This window comes from Actinotalea caeni (genome assembly GCF_009733795.1).
In the GTDB taxonomy this organism is placed as follows: domain Bacteria; phylum Actinomycetota; class Actinomycetes; order Actinomycetales; family Beutenbergiaceae; genus Pseudactinotalea; species Pseudactinotalea caeni.
The window spans coordinates 219,630-236,818 of record NZ_WNXX01000003.1 but is presented as its reverse complement, the minus strand read 5'-3'; the positions used below and the strand labels follow the sequence as shown (position 1 = coordinate 236,818).

Here is a 17,189-nt window from a genome sequence, read left to right as displayed (position 1 = left end):
GAAGCCGGGGGCGTGGTGGCGGTCGTGTCCCGTGCCTAGGCTGGTGCCGACCCTCGCAGGCCCCCGACCCGACCACGGAGGCGCCCATGAGCACGCTCGCCGTCCACGCCGAGCAGCCGGTCACGGGAGTCCCGCTCGTGCTGCTGCACGCGTTCCCGCTCGACTCGGGCATGTGGGACGAGGTGGCGCGCCGCCTCGACGGCGTGCCGGTCGTCCGGATCGACGCGCCCGGCTTCGGGAGCACCCCGCCCCGCAGCGAGGCCGGGCTCGAGGCGTTCGCGCTCGACGTCGTGGCCGCGATCCGCGAGCTCGGTGCCGAGCAGGCCGTCCTCGCCGGCCTGTCGATGGGCGGGTACGTCGCGATGGCGGTCGCGGAGGAGGCGCCCGGCGCGCTCGCGGGCCTCGCGCTGCTCAGCACGAAGGCGTCGGCCGACCCCGAGCCCGCGCGTGCGGCGCGGCTCGAGATGGTCGCCGCGGTCGAGCGCGGCGAGCCCGAGCCCGCCGCGGGCATGCTGGAGAAGCTGCTCGGCGCCACGACGCTGCGGGAGCGCCCCGACGTCGTCGACCGGGTCCGCCGGGCGCTGGCCGCGGCGCCGGGGGAGGGGCTGGTGTGGGCGCAGCGCTCGATGGCGCAGCGTCCGGACCGGCTCGCCGCCCTCGCGGCGCTGCCGGAGGAGCTGCCGGCGCTCGTCGCGCGTGGCGCCGAGGACGGCCTGATGTCGCCCGAGGACGCGGACGCGATGGCGGACGCGCTCGGCACCGACGTCGTCGAGGTGGCCCGTGCCGGGCACCTGCTGGCACTCGAGGACCCGGCGACCGTCGCCGCCGCGCTCGCCGACCTGCATCGCCGCGCCACCGCCTGAGGCGCGGCGCGCGCTCAGAACAGCTCGCGGTGCCGCCGCAGGTGCGCGGCGGCCTCCTCGGGGCTGCCGAGGCCGTAGGTGCGCACCAGCTCGGCCAGGCCGGGGACGTCGTCGTGCAGCAGGTCGGCCGCGCGCCGCAGGTCGGCGCCCGAGGCGACCGCGCGCAGCAGCTGCCGCACGGTCGTCGCCTCGACGACGTCCCGGTCGGTCCCGGCTGCGGGCGTCGCCGCGAGGTCGAGCCGCGAGGTGGACCAGGTCCGGCTGGAGTCGCGGACCGCCTCGATGCGGGCCGGCAGCTCGTCCTCGCCGACCCGGCCGGCCTCGACCTCCTCCAGCAGCGCCTGCAGCGCCTCCAGCCGGTGCAGCACGGCCGGGTTGCCGATCTTGACGCGGTGGGCAGAGCCCAGCTGGGAGAGCATGGGGGGAGACATGCCGATCGCGCGCGCCAGGCCGGCCTGGCTCAGGTGCAGCCCGGCGGTCAGGCGTGCGAAGACGTCGGCGAGCGGCTCGCCGTACAGCTCCACCTGCTCGGCGCGGTTGCGCTCGACGGTCATGCGCGCTCCCAGTTGACTTTGCGAATGCAAACGGTCTACGTTTGCTATCAGAAATCCTACCCGACCACCGAGGGGACCCCTCATGCGGCTGTGGCCCACCCGACTCGCGGCGCTCGTCGGCGTCGCCCTCGTGCTCGCGCCGGCTGCCGCGGCGACCGCGGACACGGCGGACCCGACCGACACGGCGCCGACCGACGCCGAGCTGCTGCTCGTGCTCGACGCGTCCTCCTCGATGGCGGAGCCGGACGCCGACGGCGCCCCCCGCATCGACGCGGCGCGTACGGCGCTGCACGCGATGATCGAGGAGCTGGCGCCCGAGCAGGCCGTCGGGCTGCGGGTGTTCGGCGGCGCGGTGCACGAGGACCGCCCGGACGCACAGACGTGCGTGGACAGCGAGCTGGTCGTGCCGGTCGGGACCGGCAACGCCGATGCGCTGTCGCAGGCCGTCGAGGCCTACGCACCGCTCGGTGACACCCCGATCGCGTACGCGCTGCAGCAAGCGGCCGGCGACCTCTCGGAGACGGGCGAGCGCACGATCGTGCTCGTCTCCGACGGCGTCGAGACGTGCGACCCCGACCCGTGCGAGGTCGCCCGCGAGCTGCGCGCCGGTGGGTTGGACCTCGTCATCCATACCGTCGGTCTCGGCGCCGACGACCGCACCCGCAGCCAGCTGCAGTGCATCGCCGCGGCAGGCGGCGGCGAGTACTTCGGGGCCTCCGACGCCGAGACGCTGACGACCGCGCTCGGGCGGCTGGCGACACGGGCGTTCCGTCCTTTCGTCTACAGCGGCACCCCCGTGGTGGGCACCCCGGCGCCCGAGGGCGCTCCCGAGCTCGCCGTCGGCGAGTACACCGACACGATCGCCGAGACCGAGGGCGAGCCGAAGCACTACACGGTGCTGCGGTCGGAGCCCGGGTCGCGGCTGCTCGTCGGCGTGACGATGAAGAACCCCAGCCCCAGCGGGGTGTCCGCGGTCGACGTGCGGCTCCGCACGACCGACGACAGGCTGTGCGGGTCGGCCACCATGCCGGTCACCAGCATCGGCGGTCAGAGCTCCTTCGGCAGCGCCGGCGTGGCGACACCGGTCGACGGGCCTGCGGCATGCACCGACGACGACGGCCTGGTGCTCTCGCTCGGGGCGGGCGCCGGCTCCCAGCAGATCCTCGGTGAGACGGTCCAGATCGTCGTCGAGGAGATCCCGCCGGTGGTCGACGCCGACAGCCTGCCCGGCCCGGCGGCGAGCCCCGAGTGGTCCGGCCTCACCGCGGGCACGCCTGCCGGAGAGGTCGTCGGTGGTGTGTCACCGTCCGCGGCGACCCCGGTCGAGGCGGGGACCACGGTCGCGTTCGACCTGGTGCCCGGCGAGATCGCGTTCTTCTCGGTGCCGGTCGACTACGGGCAGGGCCTGGAAGCGCTCGTCGACTTCGCGGGCGCGGACGGCCCGCTGGCCGAGGAGATGCGCCCGACGTCCAACGCCCTCGACGTCGCGATCATCGCGCCCCACCGCGCGCAGGTGCACGACGCGCTCGCCGACGCCGGGGGCGCCAGGCCCCGGGCGGTGCTGGGGAGCACCGAGCCGGCGCAGGCGGCCGCCGTCATGCGCGAGGTGCGCTGGGCCAACGACGGCGAGACCGACCCCGTGCTGGCCGGCGACCACGTGATCATGGTCTCGCTGACCTCGACGCGCGAGCGGCTGGTGCCGCTGCCGCTCACCCTGACGACGAACGTCGTCGGCGAGGTCAGCGGCGTGCCCGAGCACGCCGCCCCGGAGCAGGTCGAGGAGGCGCCGGAGGCCACCGACTCGCAGGCGTCCAGCGCGCCCGCGGAGCAGCCCTCGGCGGCCGACGGCCCGTCCGACGACGAACCGGCCGCGTCGTGGCTGGTGTGGCTGCTCGCCGCGGCCGGGGTGCTGGTCGCGGGCGTCGGCGTGGTGCTGCTGCGACGCGGCCGCAGCGTGGGCTGAGCCTCAGCGGGTCAGCAGCACCGCCGCCACGACGACCATGAGCGTGCCGAGCGTCACGAGCGCGAGGCCGAGCCGCGGCATCGGGCGCGCCGGTCGTCGGGGCGGTGCGGCAGGCGGGTCCACGGCGGCCGGCGCCCCGCCGGCGCCCCGGGTCGAACGCGGCTCCTCGCGCGTCGCAGGCCCGATCTCGGTCCGGGTGGCGTCCGTGCCGGGGTCCGCCTCGGGCGAGCCCGCGGCGGGCGCGTCCGGCACCTGGCCCGTCGCGTCGGGCGCGGTGCGGTGCGGTCCCGCGGGCTCGGGCCCTCCGGAGCCCCAGCCCCGCGGCAGCGGCGGCAGCTGGTCGAAGACCTCGACGCCGTGCGCGCCGAGGTCGTCGTCGGCACGCGCCACCAGACCGGTGCTCGCGAGCGCGGCGCGCGCGGCCGCGGCCGAGTCGGGCCGGTCCTTCGGGTCCGCCGCGGTGAGGTCGAGCAGCAGCCGCGCCAGGTCGACGGGCACCTCGGCGCGGACGAGCTCGGCGGCGACATCGGTCGCGTCGGACGGTCGCCGCGCCGTCAGCAGCTCGACGGCGGTCAGCCCGGCGCCGTAGAGGTCGGCCCGAGGGTCGGGGTCCCAACCGGCCGTCAGCGCCTCCGGCGCGGCGTAGCCGAGCGTGCCGACGGCGTGCGTCACGTGGGTCAGCCGCGGCTGGTCGACCGCGGCGGCGACGCCGAAGTCGGCGAGGCGCACGCGCGGCAGCCCGCCACCGGTCGCATCGAGGAGGAGGTTGGCGGGCTTGACGTCGCGGTGCACGAGCCCGGCGGCGTGGATGACCTCGAGCGCCGCGAGCAGCTGGTCGAGGAGGGTCGCGACCCAGACCGGCGGCAGCGCGCCGTGGTCGCCCACCAGCGTCGCCGCCGAGCCGCCGCTCACGATCGGCATCGTCAGCAGCACGCGGTCGTCCTCGCCCGCCCAGCCGAGCGGCGTCAGCACGTGCGGGTGCTCGATCCGGACGGCCTGCTCGCGGACGAACCGGAGCAGCGACCCCGCGTCGGACTGCCGCATCACCTTGGCGGCGACGTAGCGGCGGGTGCGGTGGTCCCAGGCGCGCCAGACGACACCGGCGCCGCCCTCGCCCAGCGGGTCGACGAGCTCGTACCGCCCGGCCAAGGTCTCACCCACGGCCCAACCCTATGCAGCGACGCAGCCGCGGACCTCGTGCACGGGTCGTGCCGGACTCAGCGCCAGCCCGGCAGCAGCCTGTCGAGCGCCGCGACGAGCTCGATCGAGTCGCCGTCCTTGCCGCCCGCGCCGATGACGAGCGGGGGAGGGGTGGGGCGCAGCGTGACGCCGCGCACACGGTCCAGCAGGCCGAGGGGAGCGGTGAGCACGTAGAACTCCCCGTCGGTGCCCAGCCCGACGGTCTTGTCGAGGCGCAGGTACCAGCCCTCGACATCGCTGGTCGCGCGGCCGCGGCCGCCGTAGCCCTGCACGACGAGCCGCTCAGCGGGCAGCCGCTCGCGCGCGACCTTGGTGAACTCGGCGAGGATCGCGCGCGCCTTGCGGTGCTCCACCTCCTGGCGCTCGCGCAGCCGTCGCTCCTGCTCGCGTGCAGCCTCGGTGCGGCGCGCCACCCAGTCGTCGGTCGGCTCCGTCACCGGACGTGCACCGCCGGCCCGTTCACCGGCGGGTCACTCCGTGGGCCGCGCCTGCAGCGCGGCGGCCTCGCCGGGGCGGTCGTCCTCGGCCGGCTCCGCGGCCTCGAGCCCCGCCGTGTCCTGCGCGTCGTCGGTCCCGACGGCGCGGTCGTCCGACGTCGTGCTCTCGGCGACGCCGTCCTCGGCGGCCGGGGCTGCCGAGGAGGGCTCGCGTCCGCCCTCGGCGGCGTCGGCCCGGGGCACCGGGACGGAGCCGCCCGCGAACATCGCGCTCACGTCGCGCGTGACCGAGCCGAGCATCGAGCGCAGCTCGTCGAGGTAGGCGGAGATCTCCTCGCGCTGCCGGTTGAGGTCGTCGAGCTGGCGCTGCGCGGTCGCGCGCTCCTCCTCGGCGCGCGCCGCGTGCTCGGCACGCTCGCGCTCGGCGCGGGCCCGGGCCTCGTCGACGAGCGCGGCCGCCTTGGCCCGCGCCTCCTCCAGCAGCCCGTCGGCCTCCCGCTCGGCGTCCTGCCGGACCTTCTCGGCCGCCCCGAGGGCGCTCGCGAGCCGGCTCTCGGCCTCCTGCGCGTGCTCGGTGGTGCTGGCGAGCACGGACTCGACCTCCGCCTTGGCGAGCGCGTGCCGCTCGGCGGCCTCGCGCTCGGCCTCCTCGCGCAGCCGGGCCAGCTCGAGCTCGGTGTCCTCGCGCAGCCGGGTCGCGGCCGCGCGGATCTCGTCGGACTCCACCGTCGCGTTGCGCACGAGCTCGGTCGCGCTCGCACGGGCGTCCTCGACGATGCGCTCGGCCTCCGCCTTGGCGTCGGCGAGAAGGGTGCGGGTCTCGCGCTCGGCCTCGACGCGGTGCGCGGTGATCTCGCGCTCGGTCGAGGCGCGCAGCCCGCCCAGCAGCCGCTCGAGCTCGGCGAGGCGCTCGGCGCGGGTCGCGGACTCGGCGCTGTGGATGCGGGCGGCCTCGCGCTCGGCGGAGCCGACGAGCTCCTCGGCGCGGCGGCGGGCGTCGGCGAGCACGCCGTCGGCGTCGCGCTTGGCGGCGGCGGCGACGTCGTCGGCCTGGGCGCGGGCGCGGCGCAGGATCTCGCCGGCGTCGCGCTCGGCGGACTCGGTGAGGGCGGCGGCGTCCTCGCGCGCCGACCCCATGATTGCGCCGGCCTGCGCGTTGGCCTGGGCGACGACGTCGGCCGACTGCTCCTCGGCCGAGCGCAGCAGCTGCTCGACGCGCACACCGAGCCCGGAGTAGCTGGGGGAGTCGATCTCGCGCAGCCGCTCCTGCGCCTCCGCGAGGTCCGCGGAGACCCGCTCGGACTCGGCCCGAGCGGCTGCCAGCTCCGTCTCGAGAGCCTCCTGACGCCGCTGCAGCTCGTGCAGCCGCTGGTCCACCTGGGCACGGTCGTACCCACGCATCACCACCGGGAAGGGTGAGCTCTCATCAGCCACGTCGTGCCCCTGTGCCTCTCGTCGGATCGATGCCAGAGCGACCTCAGAGTAGCCGGGGTCACAGGTGCGAGTGCCCCGAGGGGGTTCGCTCGGGCCGAAGATCACAGAACGGTCACGTACCCTGGTCCGCGGTCGGTGCGGCTCTGGCACCAGGAAGACAAGGACGAATCAGGCTCGTGGCGAGACGGATCTTCGCGATCGTCCTCGTCGTGCTCGGGCTGGGCACGATCGGGGCGGCGATCGCCTCCGGCACCATCTGGCGCCCCGACGACCGGGTGACGCTGGCGCTCGCCGCTGCCCCCGACGTCCCGGTCGTCATCACCGCGCCGGGCGTGCTCGACGCCGTCGACGACACCGTCGACGTGCGGGTCGTCGCCGCCGACCCGTCCTCGCCCGTCGTCATCGCGATGGGCCGGGAGTCCGACGTGCGCGCCTGGGTCGCGGACGCCCCGCACTGGGAGATCACCGGCCTCGCCGACTGGGAGACCCTCGCGCACACCGAGGCGACCGAGGGCGCGGCACCGGGCGATCCCACCGACGACCCCACCGACGCGACCGAGACCACCGACGGCGGCGCGGCGAGCGAGAGCCCCAGCGACGACGCCGAGGAGACCGAGACCCCGAGCGACGACGCCGAGACCGAGGCACCCGGCGACGACGCCGAGGCCGAGCCGCTGCCGGACCCGGCGGGCTCCGACCTGTGGGTCGAGGAGGTCACCGGGACCGGCGAGGCCACCTACACCTGGACCTCCGTGCCGGGCCGCTGGGTGATGCTGGTGGCGACCGACGGCACCCAGCCCGCGCCGCAGGTCGAGCTGACCTGGGACCGCGAGGTCGAGACGCCCTTCGTGCAGCCCGGCATCATCCTCGGCAGCGCCGTCACGCTGCTCGGGCTGGCGCTGCTCGTCGTGCAGCTGCTCGCCGACCTCGAGCGCCGCCGTGCGCGGCGCGCCGCGGCACGGACCGCCCCGGAGCCCGTCGTCACCACGACGGTCGAGGGCGACCGGCCGCTCACGCGGCGCGAGATCCGGCTCGCCGCCGAGGCCGCACGCCGTGGCCGCAAGGGCCGCAGCGGCGGCCCGGCGACCACGACCGACGAGATGACGGCGGTCGGCGCGGAGAGCCCGAGCACGGTCGAGGCGTCCGACGACGGCACGGCCGCACCCGAGACCCCGCCGACCGCGAGCACGCCCGCCGAGGCCGGCGGCGACGAGCTCGCCGCCTGGGTCCGCAGCGGCGCCGCCAGCCCGCTCATGCACGAGGGCGAGCGCACCACGCCCGCAGACCTGGAGCTCGGCGACGAGGAGCCGACGCCCGCCGCCGCGCCCGCCCCGGCCGACGCCGCCGGACCCGACGAGGGCGACGACGCCCCACGCCGCACCCGCGCGGGTGCCGACCGGCCGCAGGGGCGGGACCGCTGGTGGCGACGCCGTCGCGACGACGCCGCCGCGCCCGCGGAGACCGAGCAGGCCGAGCCGTCCGGCAGCGACCAGCCCGACGCCGGCGGCAGCGTGCCCGAGCAGGCGTCGCCCGGACCGGCGACCGGCTCGGGCGACACCGAGCAGATCCCGGTCGTGCGCCCCGACGACGAGCCGAACCCGCAGACCTCCGGCGCCTCGTGGCGCGAGACCTGGGGCTTCGGCGGCACCGACCACGAGCGGGAGGAGGAGCGATGAGCACCGGACAGCCTCTGCGCGCCCGCGTCGCCCGCCTCGGCGCCGTGCTGGCCGCCGCCGCCCTGCTGGTCGCCGGCTGCGCCGTCCCGTTGCCGACCGTCGAGGCCGACCCGCCGCCCGACGGCCCCCAGCCCGCGCTCGACGAGCCCCGCCTCGAGCGCGTGCTCGCCGCCGTCTCCGACGCTCTCGCGGCCGGCGACGAGACCGGTGACGTCACCGACTTCGGCACCCGGGTCCAGGGACCCGCGATGCACAGCCGGCGCGCCGAGTACCGCCTCGCGGCCAGGACCGCCGACACCGACGAGGCCGTCGAGCCGCAGGTGCTGACGACCGAGCCGCAGGTCGTCGCGATCAGCAACGAGGACGAGTGGCCCAAGCGCGTGCTCGTCATCACGACGATCGCCGAGGGCATGAACACCCCGCTGCTGCTCGGCATGGAGCAGGACGACCCGCGCGGCGACTACCACCTGTACGCGTGGGTGCGGCTGCTGCCCGAGACGACGACGCCGCCCATGGCGGCGCCCGTCGAGGGCAGCCCCGACGTCCCGCCGGACGCCGAGGGGCTGGTGCTGTCGCCCGCCGACACCCTGGACGCCTACGCGGACCTGCTCGAGAACGACGCCGACAGCGAGTTCGCCGACACCTTCGCCGAGGACCGGTTCCGCTCCCTCGTCGTCGAGGACCGGGAGGCGATCGCCGAGTCGGTCGAGGACGCCGGCGAGTACACCGAGGAGTACTCGATCCGCCAGTTCGAGCCGGTCGGCATGCAGACCGCCGACGGCGGAGCGGTCGTCATCGGCGCGCTCCGCGCCGACCACGTCTACGAGCGCACCATCGACGACTCCGAGCTGACGGTCGCCGGTCAGATCGCCGCGTTCGCGGGCAGCGAGAGCATCGACGTCGAGACCTCGCTGACCGCGAGGTACTACGTGACCGTGGCGTTCTACGTGCCGCCGGCCGACGCCGACGACACCACGATCCAGGTCCTCGGCGCCGAGCGTGTGCTCGAGAGCGTCGACACCGAGTAACCTCGGGTTGCGATGACTCAGCCACCCACCGGTATCAACCTCCGAGGCGCCGTCGACCTCTCGGCGCTCTCCCAGCCGCAGCCTCCCGCGGGCGCGAGCGAGGGCGCCGGCAGCGGCGGTCTCGTCGTCGAGGTGACCGCGCAGACCTTCCAGGACGCGGTCACGACCTCGATGACCGTCCCGGTCGTCGTCGACCTGTACTCGGCCCGCTCGGCCGCGAGCACCGAGCTGTCGCAGACGCTGCGGCAGGTCGCCACCGCCTACGGCGGCCGGTTCCAGCTCGCCCGTGTGGACGCCGACACCAACCCCCAGATCGCCCAGGCGGTCGGGGCGCAGGCGCTGCCGACGGTGTTCGCGCTCGTCAAGGGCCAGCCGATCCCGCTGTTCCAGGGCTCGTACCCGGCCGAGCAGGTGCAGGCCGTCATCGACCAGGTGCTGCGGGTCGCCGCCGAGAACGGCGTGACCGGCACGGTCAGCGCCGGCGAGCCCGACGCCGCCGAGGCCGAGGAGCCGCAGGAGCCGCCGATCCCGGAGCACCTGCGCCCCGCCTACGACGCGCTGGAGAACGGCTCGCTCGACGACGCCGCCGCGGCGCTCGACGTCGCGATCCGCCAGAACCCCGGCGACCCCGAGGCGAAGGCGATGCTCGCGCAGGTCGAGCTGCTCCGCCGCCTGGAGGGCATCGACCCGGCCGCCGCGCTGGCGGCCGCGCGCGACGCCGCCCCGGGCGACGTCGAGACCCAGCTGCGGGCCGCCGACGTCGAGGTGAGCGCCGGGCAGCCGGCCGCCGCCTACGCCCGGCTGCTGGCCGCCGTCCGCGCGACGACGGGCGACGACCGTGAGACCGTGCGGGCGCGTCTCGTCGAGCTGTTCCTGCTGGCCGAGCCCGACGACCCGGCGGTGCTCAAGGCGCGGCGCGACCTGGCGATCGCGCTGTACTGACCCGGCTCGGCAGCCGCGCCCGCCGGGCAGGTCCGCTCAGGCCTCGGCGTCGTCCGCGGGCACGAGCAGCACCGCGCCGAGCGGCGGCACCCGCAGCACCGCGGAGTGGCTGCGACCCGCCCACGGCACCGGCTCGGCGCGCACCCGGCCGAGGTTGCCGACGCCGGAGCCGCCGTAGTCGGCCGCATCGGTGTTGAGGGCCTCCAGCCAGTCGCCGCCGTGCGGCAGCGCCACCCGGTAGTCCTCGTGCGGCACGCCCGCGAAGTTGACGACGACCGCCACGGTCTCGCCGCCGCCCAGGCGCAGGTAGGAGATCGTGTTGTGGTCGCCGTCGCCGGCCTCGAGCCACTGGAAGCCCGCGTGGCTGAAGTCGTCGGCCCACAGCGCGGGGTGCTCGACGTAGAAGCGGTTGAGGTCGCGCACCAGTCGGCGGACCCCGGCGTGCTCCGGGCTGTCGCCCTGCTCCCACTCCAGCGAGCGCGACTCCGCCCACTCGGTCTCCTGGCCGAACTCGTCGCCCATGAAGATCAGGTTCTTGCCCGGGTGGGTCCACATGTAGGCGAAGAGCGCGCGCAGCCCCGCCAGCTGCTGCCAGCGGTCGCCGGGCATCTTCCGCAGCAGCGACCCCTTGCCGTGCACCACCTCGTCGTGCGACAGCGGCAGCACGTACTGCTCCGAGAACGCGTACACGAGCGAGAACGTCAGCTCGCCGTGGTGGTAGCGCCGGTTGATCGGCTCCTCCGCGAGGTAGCGAAGGGTGTCGTTCATCCAGCCCATGTTCCACTTCAGGCCGAACCCGAGGCCGCCCGCGTCGGTCGGCGCCGTGACGCCCGGCCACGCCGTCGACTCCTCGGCGATCATGACGATGCCGGGCGCGCTGCGGTAGGCGGTCGCGTTCGCCTCCTGCAGGAACTGGATCGCCTCGAGGTTCTCGCGGCCGCCGCGCACGTTCGGCCGCCACTGGCCGGGCTGGCGCGAGTAGTCGAGGTAGAGCATCGAGGCGACGGCGTCCACCCGCAGGCCGTCGACGTGGAACTCCGTCAGCCAGTACACGGCGTTCGCGACGAGGAAGTTGCGCACCTCGTTGCGGCCGAAGTTGAAGACGTAGGTGCCCCAGTCCAGCTGCTCGCCGCGCAGCGGGTCGGGGTCCTCGTACAGGGGTGTGCCGTCGAACCGGGCGAGCGCCCAGTCGTCCTTCGGGAAGTGCGCCGGCACCCAGTCGAGGATGACGCCGATGCCGGCACCGTGCAGCCGGTCGACGAGGTACCGGAAGTCGTCCGGGTCGCCGAACCGCGACGTCGGCGCGTAGTAGGAGCTGACCTGGTAGCCCCAAGAGCCGCCGAACGGGTGCTCGGAGACCGGCATCAGCTCGACGTGGGTGAACCCCATCCAGGTGACGTACTCCGTGAGCTGGTCGGCCAGCTCGCGGTAGCCGAGACCCTGCCGCCAGGAGCCGAGGTGCACCTCGTAGATGCTCATCGGGCCGGTGTGCGGGTCGCGCTGCGCCCGCTGCTGCATCCACTCGTCGTCGGACCAGGAGTACTCCGACTCCGTCACGACCGAGGCCGTCGCGGGCGGCACCTCGGCCGCGCGCGCGAGCGGGTCGGCCTTCGCCAGCGCGGTGCCGTCGGGCGTGATGATCTCGAACTTGTACCGGGTGCCCTTGCCGACGTGCGGCACGAACAGCTCCCAGACGCCGCTGTCGCCGAGCGAGCGCATCGACGTCGCGCGCCCGTCCCAGCCGTTGAAGTCGCCGATGACACGGACCGCCCGGGCGTTCGGGGCCCAGACCGCGAAGGAGGTGCCGACGACCTCCCCGAACCCGGTCGGGTAGCGGCGCACGTGCGCGCCGAGCGCGCCCCACAGCCGCTCGTGCCGCCCCTCGCGGACGAGGTGGAGGTCGACGTCGCCCAGCGTCGGCAGGTACCGGTAGCCGTCGTCGACCTCGTCGACCCGGTCGCCGTAGGCGACCCGCAGCCGGTACTCGGGCACCTCCGCGGCCGGGAAGGCCGCGGCCCAGACGCCGTCCTGCTCGTGCTGCGCGGGGTGCTCGCCCTCGGGCGTGAGCACGGTGACCGCGTCGGCGCCGTGCCGCACCACGCGCACGGTCACGACGCCGTCGTGCAGGTGCGGCCCGAGCACCTCGTGAGGCGCGAAGTGCAGACCCTGCGCCACCGAGGTGAGCAGCGCCGCCGGCACCGGGACGGGGGCGGCGGCGCGGGCAGGGTCAGAGCTGGGCGTCTCCGTCACGACTTCCTCCTCGCTCGACGGCGGTTCCAGCCTACGGTCGCGGCGCTGCTCGCGCGGGCCGACCCGAGGGGGGTCGGGGCGAGCCCGAGCCCGTGCGTCAGCGGCCCCCGACGACCACGACGTGCGCGCACGACCCGTGCGGGTCGAGCCGCACGAACGGGTGGGCGTCCCAGGCGAAGGTCTGGCCGGACAGCACGTCGTGGGCGACGAAGCCGGCGTCGTCGGCCAGGCCGAGCGCGGCCATGTCGAGCTGCAGGTGCCCCTGCCGGGTCGCGTAGGGGTCGGTGGTGACGCACACGATCACGGTGTCGCCGACGCCGTCGGGCGCGTGCTCGGGCGCCAGTCTCTTGGAGAAGCACAGGATCGCGTCGTCGGTGCAGCCGTGCACCGTGAGGTTGCGCAGCTGCTGCAGCGCCGGGTGCTCGCGCCGGATCTGGTTGAGCCGCGTGAGCAGGTCGGTGAGCCCGTTGCGGCGCGCGGCCTCCTCCCAGTCGCGCGGCTTGTACTCGTACTTCTCGTTGTCGATCTGCTCCTCGGCGCCCGGGCGCGCCACCGACTCGGCGAGCTCGTAGCCGGAGTAGATGCCCCACGTCGGCGACGCGGTCGCGGCGATGACGGCACGGATCGCGAACGCGGGGACGCCGCCCTGCTGCATGTAGGGCGTGAGGATGTCGTGCGTCGTCGGCCAGAAGCTGGGCCGCATGACGGCACCGAGGTCGCCGGAGACCTCCCGCAGGTACTCGGCGAGCTCCCCGGCGGTGTTGCGCCACGCGTAGTAGGTGTACGACTGGTGGAAGCCGATCGTCGCGAGCGTGCGCATCATCGCCGGCTTGGTGAACGCCTCCGACAGGAACACGATGTCGGGGTAGCGCTCGTCGAACTCGCGCAGCAGCCGCTCCCAGAACGGCAGCGGCTTGGTGTGCGGGTTGTCGACCCGGAACGCGGTCACACCGTGCTCGGCCCAGTGCACGAGCATGTCGCGGATCGCGACGTAGATGCCCTCGGGGTCGTTGTCGAAGTTGAGCGGGTAGATGTCCTGGTACTTCTTCGGCGGGTTCTCCGCATAGGCGATCGAGCCGTCGGCGCGTGTCGTGAACCACTCGGGGTGCTCGGTGACCCACGGGTGGTCGGGGGAGGCCTGCAGCGCGATGTCGAGCGCGACCTCGAGCCCGAGCTCGCGGGCGCGCGCGACGAAGGCGTCGAAGTCGGCGATCGTGCCGAGGTCCGGGTGGATCGCGTCGTGCCCGCCCTCGGGCGAGCCGATGCCGTACGGCGACCCGGGGTCGCCCGGCAGCGCGGTCAGCGTGTTGTTGCGGCCCTTGCGGTTCGTCGTGCCGATCGGGTGGATCGGGGTGAGGTAGACGACGTCGAACCCCATCTGAGCGATCGCGGGCAGCCGCCGCGCCGCGGTGCGCAGCGTGCCGGACCGCCAGCGACCGGTCTCCGGGTCCTGCACCGCACCCTCCGAGCGCGGGAACATCTCGTACCAGGAGCCGTAGAGCGCGCGCTGCCGATGGACCCGCAGCGGGTAGGTGGCGCTGCTGGAGACGTGGTCGCGCAGCGGCACGGCGTCGAGCACCTCGCGCACCTCGGGAGCGGTGCCGGCCGCCAGCCGGGCCTCCGCCGGGCGGCGGGCGTCGCGCAGCGCCGTCACGGCGTCGAGCAGGACGGAGCGCTGCTGCGTGGTGAGCGCGGGCTGGGCGGCCGCGCGCTCGAGGACGAGTGCGCCCTCGGTGAGCATGAGCTCGACGTCGACGCCGGCGTGCACCTTGATCGTGGCGTCGTGCTCCCAGGTGCCGTACGGGTCCGACCAGCCCTCGACGCGGAACCCCCACAGCCCCTCGGCGTCCGGGACGACGTGCGCGAGCATCAGGTCCAGCCCGGGCGCCACGTCGCGCATCCGCACGCTCGTGTGGTCGGTGCCGTCGGGCGCCACCAGCACCGCGGTCGCGGCGACGGCGTCGTGGCCCTCCCGGAACACGGTCGCACGGACCGGCACGACCTCACCGACCACCGCCTTCGTGGGCCAGCGCCCGCCCTCGACGATCGGTCCGACCTCGACGACGGGGATGCGTCCGATCGGGGCGTAGGGCGTGGGGAGAGGGGTGTCGGTCGTCACAGATCGAACCTACCGAGAACCATCGGCGCAGGCCGCGCGGTTGGGACCGTCCGGCGTCCCGGTGGCCCGTGACGGCCGCGACAGCTTCCCTGGTTACACTCCCCGCCGTGAGAGCCATCCGCCGATTCACCGTCCGGACCGTCCTGCCCGAGGCGCTCGGCGCTCTCGACGAGCTCGCGCTCAACCTGCGCTGGTCCTGGCACGCGCCCACGCGCGAGCTGTTCGCGTCGTTCGACCCGCGGCGCTGGGAGGCGGTGCACGGCGACCCGGTGCGGCTGCTCGGCACGCTGACCCCGGAGCGGCTCGCGGCGCTCGCGGCCGACGGCGACGTCGTCGCGCGGGTGCAGGGTCTGGCCGCCGACCTGAAGACCTACCTCAGCGAGCCCCGCTGGTACCAGCGCGAGGCGGAGCGGCGCGCGGCCGCCGGCGAGGCCGAGCTGCCGCGCTCGATCGCCTACTTCTCGGCGGAGTTCGGCATCACCGCGGCGCTGCCGCAGTACTCGGGCGGTCTCGGCATCCTCGCCGGCGACCACCTCAAGAGCGCCTCGGACCTCGGCGTCCCGATCGTCGGCGTCGGGCTGCTGTACGGCGCCGGCTACTTCCGGCAGTCGCTCACGCGCGACGGCTGGCAGTCCGAGACCTACCCGCTGCTCGACCCCGACAACCTGCCGCTGACGCTGCTGCGCGAGCCCGACGGCACCCCGGCCCGCGTGACGCTCGGTCTCCCCGGCGGCGCGCAGCTGCACGCCCAGGTGTGGCGGGCCGACGTCGGCCGGGTGCCGCTGCTGCTGCTCGACTCCAACGTGCCCGAGAACGACGACGCGATGCGTCGTGTCACCGACCGGCTCTACGGCGGCACGAGCGAGCACCGCCTGCAGCAGGAGCTGCTGCTGGGCATGGGCGGTGTCAAGGCGCTGCGTCTGCACGCCCGCCTCACCGACGGCGTGGCGCCCGAGGTGTACCACTGCAACGAGGGTCACGCCGGCTTCCTCGGCATCGAGCGGGTCCGCGAGCTGGTCGAGGCCGAGGGCCTCACGTTCGACGCCGCGGTCGAGGCGGTCCGCGCCGGCACGGTCTTCACGACCCACACCCCGGTGCCCGCGGGCATCGACCGGTTCGACGCCGGCCTCGTCGCGCAGTACTTCGGCGGCGCCGCCGAGCTGCCGGGCGTGCCGGTCGACCGCGTGCTCGCGCTCGGCGCCGAGGACTACGAGGGCGGCAGCGAGGGCATCTTCAACATGGCGGTCATGGGGCTGCGCATGGCGAAGCGCGCCAACGGCGTCGCCCAGCTGCACGGCAAGGTCTCGCGCGAGATGTTCAAGGCGCTGTGGCCGGGCTTCGACACCTCCGAGGTGCCGATCGGCTCGATCACCAACGGCGTGCACTCGCCGACCTGGGTCGACCCGCTGTTCGCCGAGGCGCAGGCCGAGCACTTCTCGCTGGAGGAGATCGCCGACGGCTCCGGCTGGCTCAAGACCGAGCACGGCATGCCCAACGACACGCTGTGGCGGCTGCGCTCGATCATGCGCTCGCGGCTGGTCGAGGACGCGCGCCGTCGCGTCCGGGCCTCCTGGCTGGCCCGCGGCGCCTCGCCCGCCGAGCTCGGCTGGGTCGACGACGTCCTCGACCCCGACGTGCTCACGATCGGGTTCGCGCGCCGCGTGCCCACCTACAAGCGGCTGACGCTGATGCTGCGCGACACCGACCGGCTCAAGAAGCTGCTGACGCACCCGGAGCGGCCGATCCAGATCGTCGTCGCCGGCAAGTCGCACCCGGCTGACGAGCAGGGCATCCGGCTGATCCAGCGCCTCGTCCAGTTCGCCGACGACCCCGAGGTCCGCACCCGGATCGTGTTCCTGCCCAACTACGACATCGAGATGGCGCAGACGCTCTACCCGGGCACCGACGTCTGGCTCAACAACCCGCTGCGGCCGCTCGAGGCGTGCGGCACGTCCGGCATGAAGGCCGCGCTCAACGGCTCGCTGAACCTGTCGATCCTCGACGGCTGGTGGGACGAGATGTTCGACGGCCAGAACGGCTGGGCGATCCCGACCGCCGACGGCGTCGACGACCCCGACCGCCGCGACGACCTCGAGGCCGCCGCGCTGTACGACCTCATCGAGAACACGGTCGCGCCGCGGTTCTACGACCGCGACCCCGAGACCGGGCTGCCGACGCACTGGCTGGAGAACGTCCGGCACACGCTGGCGACGCTCGGCCCCAAGGTGCAGGCGACCCGCATGGTCCGCGACTACGTCGAGCAGCTCTACGCCCCGACGGCGCTCTCGTTCCGCGAGATGGACGGCCCCGGCCACACCGGCGCCGTCGAGCTCGCGGACTGGAAGGCACGCGTGCGCGCCGCCTGGCCGTCGGTGCGCGTGGACCACGTGGAGTCCGAGGGCCTGCACGAGGCCGTCAAGGTGGGCGATCGCGTGACCGTGAAGGCGTTCGTGTCGCTGGGCGACCTCGCGCCGTCCGACGTCGAGGTGCAGGTCAACCACGGCCTCGTCGGCGACGACGACGAGATCGCGGACTTCTCGACGGCGCCGCTCGACCTCGTGGAGACCTACGAGGGCGGCCGCTACCAGTTCGCGCGCGAGCTCACGCTCGAGCGTGCGGGCGCGTTCGGCTACGCGGTGCGCGTCGTGCCCCGGCACCCGGCGCTGGCGGCGGTCACCGAGCTCGGTCTGGTCGCCACCGCCTGACGCCTCGCGCCGGGCGCG

Annotated in this window: 12 protein-coding genes; 6 read left to right on the top strand and 6 right to left on the bottom strand. The window is 74.9% G+C overall.

Features of this window, described 5'->3' with window-relative positions; all coding sequences use genetic code 11:
• The first annotated feature begins 86 nt into the window (after positions 1 to 86).
• Positions 87 to 863 (top strand): alpha/beta fold hydrolase, encoded by a 777-nt coding sequence (locus GPA02_RS04340; protein WP_156198615.1) that lies wholly within the window; start codon positions 87 to 89, stop codon positions 861 to 863.
• A gap of 14 nt (positions 864 to 877) precedes the next feature.
• Here GPA02_RS04340 and GPA02_RS04335 read toward each other — a convergent pair whose 3' ends face one another.
• Positions 878 to 1,417, bottom strand: coding sequence for a DNA-binding protein (locus tag GPA02_RS04335; RefSeq protein WP_156198614.1), 540 nt, complete (start codon positions 1,415 to 1,417; stop codon positions 878 to 880).
• Positions 1,418 to 1,499: 82 nt separating this feature from the next.
• Here GPA02_RS04335 and GPA02_RS04330 point away from each other — a divergent pair, with 82 nt between their 5' ends.
• On the top strand, positions 1,500 to 3,380 hold the full coding sequence (locus tag GPA02_RS04330) for a vWA domain-containing protein (RefSeq protein WP_156198613.1): 1,881 nt from the start codon (positions 1,500 to 1,502) through the stop codon (positions 3,378 to 3,380).
• A gap of 3 nt (positions 3,381 to 3,383) precedes the next feature.
• Here the strand turns inward: GPA02_RS04330 and GPA02_RS04325 are convergent, their stop codons facing one another.
• From GPA02_RS04325 to GPA02_RS04315, 3 genes are read right to left on the bottom strand one after another with little or no spacing between them, the layout of a single operon-like run.
• Positions 3,384 to 4,541, bottom strand: a complete 1,158-nt coding sequence (locus tag GPA02_RS04325) for a serine/threonine-protein kinase (protein ID WP_204986491.1) — start codon at positions 4,539 to 4,541, stop codon at positions 3,384 to 3,386.
• A gap of 56 nt (positions 4,542 to 4,597) precedes the next feature.
• Positions 4,598 to 5,017, bottom strand: coding sequence for a hypothetical protein (locus GPA02_RS04320; protein WP_156198612.1), 420 nt, complete (start codon positions 5,015 to 5,017; stop codon positions 4,598 to 4,600).
• Between the two features lie 33 nt (positions 5,018 to 5,050).
• Positions 5,051 to 6,451, bottom strand: coding sequence for a coiled-coil domain-containing protein (locus GPA02_RS04315; RefSeq protein ID WP_156198611.1), 1,401 nt, complete (start codon positions 6,449 to 6,451; stop codon positions 5,051 to 5,053).
• Positions 6,452 to 6,627: 176 nt separating this feature from the next.
• Between GPA02_RS04315 and GPA02_RS04310 the strand changes: the two genes are divergently transcribed.
• Genes GPA02_RS04310 through GPA02_RS04300 form a run of 3 tightly spaced genes read left to right on the top strand, consistent with a single transcriptional unit; the run spans position 6,628 to position 10,097 of the window.
• Positions 6,628 to 8,127, top strand: a complete 1,500-nt coding sequence (locus GPA02_RS04310) for a hypothetical protein (RefSeq protein ID WP_156198610.1) — start codon at positions 6,628 to 6,630, stop codon at positions 8,125 to 8,127.
• Positions 8,124 to 9,155, top strand: coding sequence for a DUF8094 domain-containing protein (locus tag GPA02_RS04305; RefSeq protein WP_156198609.1), 1,032 nt, complete (start codon positions 8,124 to 8,126; stop codon positions 9,153 to 9,155). The genes GPA02_RS04310 and GPA02_RS04305 overlap by 4 nt, the downstream gene beginning before the upstream one ends.
• Before the next feature lie 12 nt (positions 9,156 to 9,167).
• Positions 9,168 to 10,097, top strand: a complete 930-nt coding sequence (locus GPA02_RS04300; RefSeq protein ID WP_204986490.1) for a tetratricopeptide repeat protein — start codon at positions 9,168 to 9,170, stop codon at positions 10,095 to 10,097.
• 36 nt (positions 10,098 to 10,133) lie between these two features.
• Here the strand turns inward: GPA02_RS04300 and glgB are convergent, their stop codons facing one another.
• Positions 10,134 to 12,347 carry a 1,4-alpha-glucan branching protein GlgB gene (gene glgB, locus GPA02_RS04295; protein ID WP_156198608.1) on the bottom strand — a complete coding sequence of 738 codons (2,214 nt, stop codon included), beginning with the start codon at positions 12,345 to 12,347 and terminating at the stop codon, positions 10,134 to 10,136.
• Positions 12,348 to 12,444: 97 nt separating this feature from the next.
• Positions 12,445 to 14,466, bottom strand: coding sequence for an alpha-1,4-glucan--maltose-1-phosphate maltosyltransferase (locus GPA02_RS04290; RefSeq protein ID WP_156198607.1), 2,022 nt, complete (start codon positions 14,464 to 14,466; stop codon positions 12,445 to 12,447).
• Positions 14,467 to 14,573: 107 nt separating this feature from the next.
• Between GPA02_RS04290 and glgP the strand changes: the two genes are divergently transcribed.
• Positions 14,574 to 17,171 (top strand): alpha-glucan family phosphorylase, encoded by a 2,598-nt coding sequence (gene glgP / locus GPA02_RS04285; RefSeq protein WP_156198606.1) that lies wholly within the window; start codon positions 14,574 to 14,576, stop codon positions 17,169 to 17,171.
• The last annotated feature ends 18 nt before the right edge of the window (positions 17,172 to 17,189 follow it).

Bases quoted from the DNA above. Each gene is read 5' to 3' on its own strand.
- GPA02_RS04340 (WP_156198615.1), top strand. From the start codon at position 87: ATGAGCACGCTCGCCGTCCACGCCGAGCAGCCGGTCACGGGAGTCCCG.
- GPA02_RS04335 (WP_156198614.1), bottom strand. From the start codon at position 1,417: ATGACCGTCGAGCGCAACCGCGCCGAGCAGGTGGAGCTGTACGGCGAG.
- GPA02_RS04330 (WP_156198613.1), top strand. From the start codon at position 1,500: ATGCGGCTGTGGCCCACCCGACTCGCGGCGCTCGTCGGCGTCGCCCTC.
- GPA02_RS04305 (WP_156198609.1), top strand. From the start codon at position 8,124: ATGAGCACCGGACAGCCTCTGCGCGCCCGCGTCGCCCGCCTCGGCGCC.
- GPA02_RS04300 (WP_204986490.1), top strand. From the start codon at position 9,168: ATGACTCAGCCACCCACCGGTATCAACCTCCGAGGCGCCGTCGACCTC.